The 13,436-nt window shown below is 68.2% G+C and carries 10 protein-coding genes; 9 read left to right on the forward strand and 1 reads right to left on the reverse strand.

What is annotated here, in order from left to right:
- Positions 1–101: 101 nt before the first annotated feature.
- Positions 102–1,469, reverse strand: a complete 1,368-nt coding sequence (locus VGP60_RS36770) for a wax ester/triacylglycerol synthase family O-acyltransferase (protein WP_327552815.1) — start codon at positions 1,467–1,469, stop codon at positions 102–104.
- Positions 1,470–1,629: 160 nt separating this feature from the next.
- Here VGP60_RS36770 and VGP60_RS36775 point away from each other — a divergent pair, with 160 nt between their 5' ends.
- The 9 genes from VGP60_RS36775 (at position 1,630) to VGP60_RS36815 (ending at position 13,431) form a co-directional block, all read left to right on the forward strand.
- A complete protein-coding gene (locus VGP60_RS36775; protein WP_327552816.1) occupies positions 1,630–2,259 on the forward strand; it encodes a pyridoxamine 5'-phosphate oxidase family protein in 630 nt (209 codons plus the stop codon).
- Between the two features lie 87 nt (positions 2,260–2,346).
- Entirely contained in the window at positions 2,347–3,969 is a 1,623-nt protein-coding gene (locus VGP60_RS36780) for a thiamine pyrophosphate-binding protein (protein WP_327552817.1), read from the forward strand.
- On the forward strand, positions 3,966–6,026 hold the full coding sequence (locus VGP60_RS36785; protein ID WP_327552818.1) for a hydantoinase/oxoprolinase family protein: 2,061 nt from the start codon (positions 3,966–3,968) through the stop codon (positions 6,024–6,026). The genes VGP60_RS36780 and VGP60_RS36785 overlap by 4 nt, the downstream gene beginning before the upstream one ends.
- A complete protein-coding gene (locus VGP60_RS36790) occupies positions 6,023–7,807 on the forward strand; it encodes a hydantoinase B/oxoprolinase family protein (RefSeq protein ID WP_327552819.1) in 1,785 nt (594 codons plus the stop codon). Before VGP60_RS36785 ends, VGP60_RS36790 begins: the two co-directional genes overlap by 4 nt.
- A complete protein-coding gene (locus tag VGP60_RS36795; RefSeq protein WP_327552820.1) occupies positions 7,807–8,598 on the forward strand; it encodes an SDR family oxidoreductase in 792 nt (263 codons plus the stop codon). Before VGP60_RS36790 ends, VGP60_RS36795 begins: the two co-directional genes overlap by 1 nt.
- Before the next feature lie 5 nt (positions 8,599–8,603).
- The gene (locus tag VGP60_RS36800) at positions 8,604–9,308 is read left to right on the forward strand and encodes a GntR family transcriptional regulator (RefSeq protein WP_327552821.1); all 705 of its coding nucleotides are present in this window, start codon (positions 8,604–8,606) and stop codon (positions 9,306–9,308) included.
- Between the two features lie 53 nt (positions 9,309–9,361).
- The gene (locus VGP60_RS36805) at positions 9,362–10,774 is read left to right on the forward strand and encodes an aldehyde dehydrogenase family protein (RefSeq protein WP_327552822.1); all 1,413 of its coding nucleotides are present in this window, start codon (positions 9,362–9,364) and stop codon (positions 10,772–10,774) included.
- A gap of 32 nt (positions 10,775–10,806) precedes the next feature.
- On the forward strand, positions 10,807–12,246 hold the full coding sequence (locus tag VGP60_RS36810) for a M20/M25/M40 family metallo-hydrolase (protein ID WP_327552823.1): 1,440 nt from the start codon (positions 10,807–10,809) through the stop codon (positions 12,244–12,246).
- Positions 12,247–12,252: 6 nt separating this feature from the next.
- Positions 12,253–13,431 (forward strand): CoA transferase, encoded by a 1,179-nt coding sequence (locus VGP60_RS36815; protein ID WP_327552824.1) that lies wholly within the window; start codon positions 12,253–12,255, stop codon positions 13,429–13,431.
- Positions 13,432–13,436: the final 5 nt, after the last annotated feature.

A 13,436-nucleotide genomic window follows, 5' to 3' on the forward strand; every position in this document is an offset into this window, starting at 1 on the left:
CCGGAACGCCAGGTGTATGACCGAAGTCTGCACGTTATTCGTAAAGATCTCTGCCTATCGGTGTTCATGTTGGTGAATCAGGACGTGCAACACCCGGACGCTTACCTGGTGGCGGCTTCGAGCTCGGCGAGTGCGGTGTCGAGGTGGATCAGGATGCGCTGCAGGTGCGGGACGCTGCGGCGGCAGCCGGTGATGCCGAAGTCGAGGTTGTCACCGTTGCTGGTCAGCGTGATGTTGAGCGCCTGGCCGTCGAGCAGCACCGACGCCGGGTAGATGCCGTCGAGCTGGGCACCGTTCCAGTACATCTGCTTGCGCGGGCCCGGCACGTTCGAGATGACGATGTTGAACGGCGGCCGCGTGTTCTTGACGACGCCCGGGATCGGCGAAATACCGAGCGGGGCGACGTTGACCGCGGACAGTACGAGCGTCTGCAACGGTGTCAGCTCGGAGAACAGTCGCTTACCGTCCCGCATCGACTGGTGGATCGCGGTCAGGCGTTCGGCGGGGTCGGTCTTGTCGGTCGCGAGATTGCACAGCAACGCGCCGATGTTGTTGCCGGTGGCCTCGCCGGGGTCGGTCTTCCGGCGCAGCGACACCGGCACCATCGCCGTCATCGGCGCGTCGGGCAGCGCGCTGTGCTCGATGAGGTAGTCACGCAGGGCACCCGCGCACATCGCGAGCACGACGTCGTTGCGGGACATCCCGGCGTTCGCGGCGATCTTGCGGACGCGGTCGAGCGACCAGGACTGCGCGGCGAACCGCCTGGCACCGCCGATCGGCACGTTGAACATGGTCTTCGGAGCCTGCATCGGCAGCGTCAGCGTGTGCTCGCGGAAGGCTTCGTTGGCCACCTTGACCGCGGCGGGCGCGAGTCCGGCGACCTGGCTGAGCGTGCGTTGCGCGTTCTGGAACAGGGAACCGGACGCCCGCGCCGGACGCTTGGAGCCCGCCTCGCGGCGAGATCCCCAAGGCGGGGGACAGTCCATGTCGGCGGGGTCGTCGCTGAGCGTGCCCTGCAGCTGCCGCAGTGCCGAGACGCCGTCCATAAGGGAGTGATGGACCTTGGTGTACATCGCGAACCGGTTGTCTTGCAGGCCCTCGATGAGGTGGATCTCCCAGAGCGGCCGGTGGCGGTCCAGCAGCGTGCCGTGCCACCGCGATGTCAGCTCGAGCAGCTCGCGGATCCGGCCCGGCTGGGGCAGCGCGGAGTGGCGGAAATGGTAGTCGAGCTCGAGATTCGCGTCGGTCGTCCAGGCGACGTGACCGAGGGTGTTCACCGGCCTGGCCGGGCGGCGGCGGAAGACCGAACGCATGTTGTCGCTGTCGAGCAGGTTGCGGCGGACGTCCCGCAGGTAGTCCGGGCCGGCTCCGTCGGGTTTCTTGAACAGCTGAAGCCCGCCGACGTGCATGGGATGTTCGCGTGATTCCACGAGGAGGAACATCGAGTCGGTCACCGGCATCAAGGGCATCGAAGACCACCTTCCGTGCTACGGCGGCGTTGCCGAGACTTTTCACGCTGGGGGCGTGAGTCTACTCACACTGCTACGTTTGGTTGTGCGATCGACGCGGGGCGGCTGACCGGTTTTCGCTGGTCCAGACCTCTCGCCGGAACCTTGAGGGGTGGTTTGGGTGGATAGTGCCGAGCTGGTGGAAGTCACTTCGGAAGCCGAGCTGCGGGAGCTGGTCCCCGAGCCGATGGCGCGCGCGGCGAACAAGGCGCGCCCGCGGCTCCACGAGCTGGACCGCCAGTGGCTCGCCGCGTCGCCCTTCTGCCTGGTCGCGACGGCCGCCGCGGACGGCACCTGCGACGTCTCGCCGAAGGGCGATCCCGCCGGGGCCACCCTGGTACTCGACGACACCACGATCGCCATCCCGGAGCGACCCGGGAACAGGCGTCTGGACGGGTTCCTCAACGTGCTGACGAACCCGCACGTCGGGCTCCTCTACCTGATCCCCGGCCGCGGCGACACCTTGCGCATCAACGGCCGCGCCCGGCTCCTGCGCGACGCGCCGTTCTTCGACGACATGGTCGTCAAGGGGCATCGCCCGAAACTCGCGCTGCTGGTGGAGATCGAGGAGATTTTCCACCACTGCTCCAAAGCGTTCCTGCGTTCGTCGCTGTGGAAGCCGGAGACCTGGGACTCCGGTGATGTGCCGTCGCGGGCATGTATCGCGCAGACGCTGGAGTCGCCGGAGCAGTCCGTGGAGGACTTGGAGCGCTACTACGGCCCGGCGTACGCGAAGAAGCTCTACACCTGACGGTCACTTAACGCCCTGAAGTGCCACCATGGCAGGTGAGCGCGATGGTGGTTGCTGGATCGTTCAACGATCCACTACCCTCGCCCGGTGCCCAAACCCACTGGTGCCCAGCATCTCGCCGACACTCTGACGGCTCTCGGGGTCGAGGTCGTCTTCGGCCTTCCCGGTGTGCACAACCTCCCGATCTGGGAAGCCTTGGCACATACGGACATCCGCGTCATCGGCGTCCGTCACGAACAGACGGCCGGTTACGCGGCGGACGGTTATGCCCGCACCACGGGCAAGCTCGGCGTCGCGATCGTGACCACCGGGCCCGGCGCGGCCAACACGCTCGCCGCGGCCGGTGAGGCGAAGGCGTCCGGCGCGCCGATCCTGATCATCGCCACGGACATCCCGTCGACGCTGCGGCGGCCGGGTGTGGTCCGGGGCGTGCTGCACGAGACGTCCGACCAGCAGGCGATGTTCACCCCGGTCACCAAGGGCGGCTTCACCGTCATCAGCGCCGACGAGATCGCGACGACCGTCCGTGAGGCCGCGGAGCTCGCGATGCGGCCGCAGACCGGCCCGGTCTACCTGGGCATTCCGACCGACTTCCTCAAGGAGCCGGCCGCGACCCATCGGCGTAAGCCGGCGGCGCCGCCGGCTTTGGCGCTGCCAGACACGTTGGAGGCCGAGCGTCTCCTGATCGGCGCGAAGCGGCCGCTGATCTGGGCCGGCGGTGGCGCGCTGCGCTCGGGCGCCGGGCCCGCCATCGGCTTGCTGGCGGAGAAGCTCGCCGCGCCCGTGATCACCACGTTCGCCGCCCGCGGGCTGCTGCCGCCCGACCATCCGTGCCTGGCGCCGAACCCCGTCCACGCGCCCGAGGTCGGCGCGCTCTGGGACGAGGCCGACGTCGTGCTCGCCGTCGGCACCGACTTCGACGGCCTGATGACCCAGAACTGGGCCATGCCGCAGCCGCCGAAACTCATCGCGATCAACGTCGACGCGCTCGACGCGGCCAAGAACTACCCGCCCGACATCATGCTGCTCGGCGACGCCCGCGACACCGTCGAAGCGCTGGTCGTGCCCGAACGCCCGGGACTGCACGACCTGAGTGTGCGGCTGAAGAAGATCGGCGACAAGCTCCGCCACCGCGTCCGCGAAGAGGAGCCGCAGGCCGCGGATCTCCTGTCGACGCTCGAAGAAGTGGTCCCGAAGAATTCCGCGATCGTCGCCGACATGTGCGTCGCGGGTTATTGGGTCGGCGGGTTCCACCGCGTCCCGTCGCCCGGCAAGCTCGCCTATCCGATGGGCTGGGGCACGCTCGGCTACGGCTTCCCCGCGTCGCTCGGCGTCGCGGCGGCCGGGCAGGGGCGCACGATCTGCATCAGCGGTGACGGCGGATTCCTTTACGGCTGCGGGGATCTCGCCACGCTCGCGCAGGAGGAACTGCCGGTCACCGTGGTCGTCGTCGACGACGGTGGCTACGGAATGCTGCGCTACGACCAGGATCGGGAGAACCTGCCGCATCGCGGGGTCGACCTCGACAGCCCCGATTTCGTCGGCCTGGCAAGGTCTTTCGGTGTTCACGCGGAGCGGGTGTCCGGGTTCGGGCGCGCGTTCCGGCGGCTGCTGAGCGAGTTCATCGACGCCGACGAGCCGAACGTGCTCGTGGTGCGCGCGAAGCTCACGCCGCCGGTGAACACCTCCCCGCGCTGGTATCGGACGTGAGCGGGCTCCGCGTCGGAGTCGATATCGGTGGCACGTTCACCGACCTTTGCGTGCTGGACGAGACCGGGGTCGTCGCCGTCGGCAAAGTGCTGACGACGCATGACGAGCCCGCCCGCGCGGTGGAGGTCGTGCTGGTCGACACGCTGCGTGCCACCGGACTGTCCACTGAGGACGTCGAGCAGCTGGTGCACGGGACGACGCTGGTCACCAACGCGTTGATCGAGCGCAAGGGATCGCGGACGGCTTTGCTGGCGACGGCCGGGTTTTCCGACGTCCTGGAGATGCGCCGCGAACATCGGTACGAGCTCTACGACCTGCTCATCGAGCTGCCGACGCCGTTGGTGCCCCGGCACTTGCGCTTCGACGTGCCGGAGCGGATTCTCGCCGATGGTTCCGTGAGCACCCCGCTGGACGAGGGCTACGTCGAACGGCTGGGCCGCGAACTCGCCGAGCGCGGGATCGAAGCTGTCGCGATCTGTTTCCTGCACGCGTTCACGAATCCCGCGCACGAACGCCGAGCCGCCGAGATCCTGCGAAGCGTCGGCCTGCGGATCGCGGTCTCGTCCGAGGTCGTTCCCGAGATCCGCGAGTTCGAGCGGATGTCCACGACGGTCGCCAACGTCTACGTCCAGGATCTCACCGAGCGCTACCTGCGTGACCTCGAACGCCGCCTGCATCGCACGGGAGTTGTTCCGCCGCCGCACATCATGTTGTCCAACGGCGGAATAGCCACTGTGGACACCGCCGCCCGGTACCCGATCCGCATCCTGGAATCCGGACCGGCTGGGGGCGCGCTCGCCGCGGCCGCGTTCGGTTCGGCGTCAGGGGAGACCGACCTGCTCGCGTTCGACATGGGCGGTACCACGGCGAAACTGTGCATGATCACCGGCGGCGCCCCGCTGGTGACCCACGAGTTCGAGGTCGACCGGAAGTACCGGCTGCTGCCCGGGTCCGGGTTGCCGGTGAAGGTCCCGGTGACGGACATGATCGAGATCGGCGTCGGCGGTGGGTCGATCGCGCGGATCGACTCGCTCGGCCTGCTCACCGTCGGTCCCGATTCCGCGGGCTCCGAGCCTGGTCCCGCGTGCTATGGCCGGGGCGGCACCGAGCCCACGGTCACCGACGCGGATCTCGTGCTCGGTTACCTCGACCCGGGCTACTTCCTCGGCGGCACAATGGCTTTGGACGCCGACGCGGCCCGTGAAGCCATCCGGGTCCGCATCGCCGAGCCGTTGGGCGTCAGCGTCGAGGAAGCGGCGTACGGGATCCATGCCAGCGTCAACGAGGACATGGCGAACGCGGCCAGGGTGCACGCCGTCGAGCGTGGCAAGAACCCGGCGAAGCTGCCACTGTTCACTTTTGGCGGGGCGGGTCCCGTGCATGGTGCCGGGGTCGCGCGAGCTCTGGGCGCACCGCGGGTCGTCGCGCCTCCGGCCGCCGGGGTGATGAGCGCGGTCGGGTTCCTGACCGCGCCGCTGGCGTTCGACTTCGTGCGTTCGGCGCGCGCGAATGTGCTGGACCTGACCTGGGAACAGGTCGACGCGCTCTTCGCCGAGATGGAACTCGAAGGCACGGAGCTGCTCAAAGCGTCCGGAGTGGACGGTTCGGAGATCACCCACGGCCGGGTCGCCGAGATGCGGTATTCCGGGCAGGGCTACGAGATCCGCGTACCGGTGACGGTCGGTGCGGCGAACTGGCCTGACGCACTGATCGACGATTTCGGCACGACTTATCGGGCGCTGTACCAACGCAGCGGACCGGATGTGTCGGTCGAGGTCCTGAACTGGCGGGTCGTTTCCTCCGGTCCGGTGCCCGAGGTGGCGTTGCGGCTCAAGACCGGGGACGCCGAAGGTGAGGCGCGTAAGGGTTCCAGGTCCGCGTACTTCTCTGTCGCGGGTGGATTTGTCGACACCGCGGTGTTCGACCGGTATCGGCTGAAGCCGGGCGTGCGCGTCGGCGGTCCGGCCATTGTGGAAGAACGTGAGTCCACTGTGGTCGTCCCGCCGGGCGCTTCCTGTGTTGTGCGTGAGGACTCCAGCCTGGTGGTGACGGTATGACCGCCGACGCATTCTTTCCCGCGGAGGCGGCATCCGGCGCCGATCCGATTCTGGTCGGCGTCATCGGCAACCGGCTGCGGTCGATCCTCGCCGAACAGCAGAACGCGCTCGTCAACACCGCGTTTTCTTCGGTGGTCCGGGAATCGCTGGACCTGGCGTGCTCGGTGTTCGACTCCCATGGCGAGATGATCGGCCAGTCCGTCGGCGGCACTCCCGGTCACATCAACGCGATGGCGACCGGGATGCATCATTTCGTCGCCGCGTATCCGCCCGAGAAGCTCGAACCCGGGGACGTGCTGCTCACCAACGACCCGTGGCAGACGGCCGGGCAGATCAACGACATCACCGTGGCCACCCCGGTTTTCCTGCGCGGCACGCTGGTCGCGTGGTTCGCGTCCTGCTGCCACGCGCCGGACATCGGCGGACGGCTGGTGTCGGCGGAAGCCAACGAGGTCTTCGAAGAGGGCCTGCGCCTGCCGATCATGAAGTTCCTCCGCGCGGGCGAGGTCAACGCTGATCTCGAACTCCTGATCCGCGCGAACGTCCGCACGCCCGAAGAGACGATCGGCGACCTCTACGCGCAGGTCACCGGCAACGAGGTCGGCGCGGCGAGTTTGGTGCGGCTGCTGGACGAATTCGGGCTCGACTCGATCGACCCGGTCGCCGCCGAGATCATGAACCGGTCCGAGCGCGCCCTGCGGGACGCGCTGGCCAACCTGCCCGACGGCGTCTACACCAGCGAACTGGCGACCGACGAAGACATCGTGCTCAAGGCGAAGGTCACGATCGCGGGTGAGGACATCCACGTCGACTTCGCGGGCTCGTCACCGCAAAGCCGCCGCGGGATCAACGTCGTCCTCAACTACACCCGGGCGTATGCCTCTTTCGCGATCAAAGCGGCGATTTCGCCCGAGGTGCCGCATAACGCGGGCTCGTTCCGCCCGGTCCACGTCACCGCGCCCGCGGGTTCCGTGCTCAACTGCGATCCTCCGGCGCCGGTCGCCTCGCGGCATCTCATCGGGCACTTCCTGCCGTCGCTCCTGCTCAGTGCGTTGCACGAAGCCCTGCCCGGCAACGGATCGGCCCACAGCGCCGACGCGTTGTGGATGACGATCTGGCGCGGGGCCGACGCGGGCGGCCGGGAGTTCATGCTCAACGTGTTCCAGACCGGCGGGATCGGCGCCCGTGCCACCAAGGACGGGCTGAACACGACCGGTTTCCCGAGCGGCCTGCGCTCGACGCCGACCGAAGTGATCGAGACGATGGCACCGCTGGTCCAGCGGGAGCGGGTGCTGCGCGTCGACTCCGGTGGGGCCGGGCGTCAGCGCGGCGGGCTCGGCCAGTCCACCACGATGGCCGCGCGCGGGGAGATCTCGTGGAGCGTCAACGGCAACATCGACCGCACGCGCAGACCGGCATCGGGCGTGGACGGCGGTGGCGAAGGAACCGTCGGCAGATTCGGGCTCACCCAGGGAGGCGATCTACCGGGCAAAACTCGCGTGACACTGAGAGGATCTGACGTCGTCGACGTCGTCCTGCCGGGAGCGGGCGGTTACGGCGATCCGCACGAGCGGGCGGTGGGCGCGGTGCTCGCGGACGTGGTCGACGGATACGTGTCGATCGAGGCCGCTCGCACGCGGTACGGCGTCGAGATTCAGTACACCGGCAAGGCGGACGCGCTCGTCCGGCTGCCGGAGGATTACCGCGTTGACGAGCGGGCCACATTGTCGTTGAGGAAAAAAGGAAAAGCGACACAGTCGTTGAGGGGAAAGGGACAGTAATGGGCCGGTTGGACGACAAGGTCGCGGTGGTTTTCGGCGGAGCGCGGGGGATCGGCCTCGCTACGGTGAAGGAGTTCCTCGCCGAGGGCGCCACGGTGTTCGCGAGTGACATCCGCGAGCCCGCCGAGAAGCTCGACTACGTCAACTACACGCACACCATCGTCGACGCGACCGATGAGCTCCAGGTCAGCCAGTTCGTGCTCGAAGTGCTGACCAAGGCCGGCCGGATCGACGTGCTGTTCAACAACGTCGGCATCCACCTCGGGAAATCGCTGGCGGACACCACCCTCGACGAGTTCGACCACATCTTCGCGCTCAACGTGCGGGCCGCGTTCCTCGGCACCCGCGCGGTGCTGCCGCACATGATCGATCGCAAGGCGGGCAGCATCATCACGACGTCGTCCAACGGCGGGGTGATGGGCCGCCCCGGCGACCCGGTCTACAACGCCACCAAGCACGCGCTGGTCGGCATGATGAAGTCGCTCGCCGTCGCGCACGCGCACCAGGGGATCCGGGTCAACACCGTCAACCCCGGCGCGATCGACACGGACATGCTGCGCAGCACGCTGGCGTCGCCAGAAGACTTCGAGGCCAAGCAGCACCAGCTCGTCGCGAGCACCCCGGCGGCGCGGGTCGGCGAGGCGTGGGAAGTCGCGAAGGCCGTAGTTTTCCTCGCCAGTGACGAATCCCGGTTCATCAGCGGGATCGTGCTGCCGATCGACGGCGCGAAGTCGGCCGGCGCGATGCCCGGTAACCGCTATAGCTTGGACTTCGAACTCGGCGTGCGGTAGCGGCCATGTCTACTCAGGACGCCGCCGAGGCGCTGCAGGAAGACAGACATCTGCTGGAACGCAGTGGTACCGCGGAACGGGTCGCGGGGATCCTGCGCCAGCGCATCACCGAAGGCGTTTTCCTGCCGGGGACAAAGCTTTCCGAACCCGCGATCAGCACCGCGCTCGGGGTCTCGCGCAACACGCTGCGCGAATCATTCCAGCTGCTGGCGCATGAACGCCTCGCGATCCACGAGCTGAACCGCGGGGTTTTCGTGCGGGAGCTGACCGCGGACGACATCGGCGACCTCTACGCTGTCCGGCGGCTCGTCGAATGCGGCGCGGTGCGCCGGGCCGCCGAGCTGATGGAGCTGGACCTCACCGCGGTCGAACAAAGTGTCGCCGACGGCCGCGAAGCCGCCGCGCTACAGGACTGGATCGCCGTGGGGACGGCGAGTATGGGCTTCCACCAAGGTGTCGCGGACCTCGCCGCCAGCGAGCGGGTCAGCACGACGATGCGTCAGGTACTCGCCGAGACACGGCTGTTCTTCGTGCTGACCGAAAACACGCGCGGGTTCTTCGAGCCCTACATCGCGCGGCACCACAAGATCGTGAAACACCTGGAGCGTAAGCGGTTCGACCTCGCCGAGCAGGCGCTGGACCGTTATCTCCGTGACGCCGAGAAACAGTTACTCCTCGCGTATCAACGCAAAGGAACCTCGGGCGTGTAGAAAGACAGTAGTTGTGTCGGGCAGTGTCGCCGGTCAGAGGGAGTGTTCGTTCGATGCGTGATGTTCTTTATCTAGACGGCAAATGGATCGCCTCCACCTCCGCCGAAACGCTGGACGTGGTCAACCCGGCGACCGAGGAAGTCATCGACCGCGTTCCCGCGGGTACCGCCGAAGACGTCGACGCCGCTGTCATCGCCGCGCGGCGCGCTTTCCCGGCGTGGGCCGCGACGCCGGTCGAGCAGCGCTGCGCGTACATCGGCGCGATCTCCGCGAAGCTGAAGGAACGGCTGCCCGAGATCGCCGAAACCATCTCCAAGGACATGGGCTGCCCGCTCAAGATCGCGCAGCAGGTGCAGGTCGGAGCGCCGATGATGGTGTCGGCGAGTTTCGCCGATCCCGCCGTCGTGCCGCAGCTGGCCGAAGAGGTCGGCAACTCGCTGATCCTGCGCGAGCCGATCGGGGTCGTCGGCGCGATCACGCCGTGGAACTACCCGCTGCACCAGATCGTCGCGAAGGTCGCGCCAGCGCTCGCCGCCGGCTGCACCATCGTGCTCAAGCCGAGCGAGGTCGCGCCGCTGGCCGCGTACCTGTTCGCCGAGATCGTCGAGGAAGTCGGCGTGCCCGCCGGGGTTTTCAACATGGTCAGCGGTCTGGGCCCGGTCGTCGGCGAGGCCATCGCCGCGCACCCGGACGTCGACATGGTGTCGTTCACCGGTTCCGCTCGCGCGGGTTCCCGGGTTTCGGAAGTCGCGGCGCCGACGGTCAAGCGGGTCACGCTCGAACTCGGCGGCAAGTCGCCGAACGTGATCCTGCCGGACGCCGACCTCGCGACGGCCGTCAAAGCCGGGGTCAACAACGCTTATCTCAACGGTGGCCAGACCTGCACCGCGCTCACCAGGATGATCGTGCACCGCGACCAGCGCGACGAAGTGGTGGCGCTGCTCAAGGGCGTCGCCGAGAAGTTCATCGCGGGCGATCCGCTCGACGCGTCGACGCGGCTCGGGCCGATGGTTTCCGCGGTGCAGCGCGACAGGGTGCGCGGGTACATCGACAAGGGCGTCGCCGAGGGCGCGACCCTCGTCACCGGGGGCTCGGAAGCTCCCGACGGCATGGGGACCGGTTTCTACGTCCGTCCCACGGTTTTCGCCGATGTCACCTCGGACATGACGATCGCGCGTGAGGAGATCTTCGGGCCGGTGCTCGCCGTGCTGACTTACGAAACCGAAGACGAGGCTGTCGAGATCGCCAACGACACGGCTTATGGCCTCGCGGCGGGTGTTTGGGCGGGCGACGTCGAGCACGCGACAGCCGTCGCGAAGCGGATCCGCGCCGGTCAGGTCACTGTCAACGGTGGAGCGTTCAACCCGGTGGCGCCGTTCGGTGGCTACAAGCAGTCGGGCAACGGGCGCGAGCTGGGCCGGTTCGGGTTGGACGAGTTCTTCGAGATCAAGGCCATCCAGCGGTAGACGTGGGGTTCCGCCTGCTATAGACCCAGTGGATGGTGGAAAGTAACCCTCGCCCCGGCACTAGCCGGCGGAATTTTCTCACGGCGTCGGCGGCCGTCCTCGGGGCTTCGGCCGCGATGGGCCACACCGCCCAAGCGGCCGAAGACGGCTCGGGACGGGTCTGGCCGCCGGGACCTGGTGTGCGCACCCGGCCGCAGGCGCCGGATCGTGAGCTGAGATCGCTCCTCGCGGAGTTGGACGAGCGCCGGATGGAGGCTTCCGTCCGGCGGCTCGTGTCGTTCGGCACGCGCCACACGCTGTCGAGCCAGACCGATCCGCAGCGCGGGATCGGTGCGGCGCGTGACTGGATTTTCGCCGAGCTGCAGCGGTACGCGGCGACTTCGGGCGGCCGGATGACGGTGGAATTGCAGTCGTACGTCCAGCCCGCCGGGCCGCGGATTCCCGTCCCCACCACGATCACCAGCGTGGTCGCGACCTTGCGGGGTTCGGTCGCGCCCAACCGCGTCTACGTGGTCGCCGGGCATTACGACTCGCGGGTCACCGACGTCATGAACGCCACCAGCGACGCTCCCGGCGCGGACGACGATGCTTCCGGGGTGGCGGCGGTGCTGGACATGGCCCGCGTGATGGCCACGCGTGCGCCCGAGGCGACGATCGTCTTCGCCGCGGTGGCCGGCGAGGAACAGGGCCTTTTCGGCTCGGACTACCTGGCGAAACAACTGAAAGCCGCCGGTGCCGACGTCCAGGGCATGTTCACCAACGACATCGTCGGCAGCAGCACCGCCGACGACGGCACGAAGGACCCGCACGTCGTCCGGCTGTTCGCGGAAGGCGTTCCGACGTCGGAAACCCCGGCGCAGGCCGCGACCCGGCAGTCCGTCGGCGGCGAGAACGACTCGCCGAGCCGTCAGCTCGCGCGGTTCGTCACCGAGGTGGCGGACAACAGCGCCACGGACATGAACGTCGAGGTTGTCTACCGGCGAGACCGGTACCTGCGCGGTGGTGACCATATTTCCTTCCTGCAGCAGGGGTTCCCGGCCGCGCGGTTCACCGAGCCGCATGAGGACTACGCACACCAGCACCAGGACGTCCGCTTCGAAAACGGTGTCCAGTACGGGGATCTGGTCGAGTTCTGCGATTTCCGTTACCTGGCAAGGGTCGCCAGGGTGAACGCGGCCGCGGTGTGGTCGCTGGCCATCGCGCCGGGCACGCCCAAGGGCGTCAAAATCCGCACGAGCAGGCTGACCAACGAGACCGACCTCGTCTGGGAGCGGGGCACCGAGCCGGATCTGGCGGGGTACGAGATCGTGTGGCGTCCGACCACCGAGCCCACTTGGACGCACGCGATCCCGGTCGGCGAGGTCACCGCGTACACCGTGGCGCTGTCGAAGGACAACGTGTTCTTCGGGGTGCGGGCGATGGACCGGGCCGGTCACCGGAGTCCCGTCGGTTTCCCGGTGCCCGCTCCGTGACGTAGCGTGCGACCGTTGGACGGCGTCAAGGTTCTCGACCTGTCAAGGATCCTGGCTGGGCCGTACTGCACCCAGTACCTCGGCGAGATGGGCGCCGACGTCGTCAAGGTCGAACCGCCGGGGCACGGCGACGACACGCGGAACTGGGGGCCGCCGTTCGTCGGCGAGACCGACGAAGCGGTGTACTACCTGGCGGCGAACCGGAACAAGCGCGGGATCGTGCTCGACCTGAAGAGTGAGCGCGGTCAGGAAGCTGTTCGCCGGTTGGCGGCCTCGGCGGACGTGCTCGTCGAGAACTTCCGGCCCGGGACGCTGGAGAAATGGGGTCTCGGCTACGAGAGCCTGTCGGCGGTGAACCCGCGGCTGATCCACCTGTCGATCACCGGGTTCGGGCAGACCGGGCCGTACCGCGACCGGCCGGGCTACGACCTCGTCGCGCAGGCCATGGGCGGGGTGATGGACCTGACCGGCGAAGCCGACGGCCCGCCCGCGAAGGTCGGCCTGCCGGTGGCGGACCTGAACGCGGGGACCTGGGGGATCATCGGCGTGCTGATGGCGTTGCAGGCGCGGCATCTCACCGGGCGCGGGCAGTACCTCGATGTGTCCCTTTTGGACACTCAGCTGGCCTGGCATGTTTACGCCGCCGGCGCGACGTTTTACGACGCGCCGAGGCCGCGGCGGATGGGGTCCGCGCATCCGAGCATCGTGCCGTACCAGGCTTATCAGGTCGCCGACAGCTGGCTGATCATCGCCATCGGCAGCGAGAAACTGTGGCGGGCGTTCTGCGGGGTGCTCGGGTTGGGGATCGCCGAGGAGCCGCGGTTCGTGACGAACGCGGCTCGGGCGGCGCACCGGGACGAGCTGAACGCGATGTTGTCGGCGGTCTTGGTGACGAAGCCGGCCGACGAGTGGATGAAGATCTTCGACGCGGCGAGTATCCCGGCGGCGCCGATCAACACTGTGGACGATATTTACGCGGATCCGTGGGCGGCTGAGCGGGAGCAGATCGTGCGGCTGCCGCATCCGGGCATGGGGACCTATGTGGGGACGGGATTTCCGGTGAAGGCGTCGGACACCCCCGCGCGGCCGACGTCGGCGCCGCCGCTGCTCGGGCAGCACACGGCGGAGGTGCTGGCGGAGGCCGGGTACACGGCCGAGGAGATCGCCGGGTTCCTGGAGGGTTAGGGCCG

Origin of the sequence: Amycolatopsis sp., assembly GCF_036008905.1 — a bacterium.
Taxonomy (GTDB): Bacteria; Actinomycetota; Actinomycetes; order Mycobacteriales; family Pseudonocardiaceae; genus Amycolatopsis.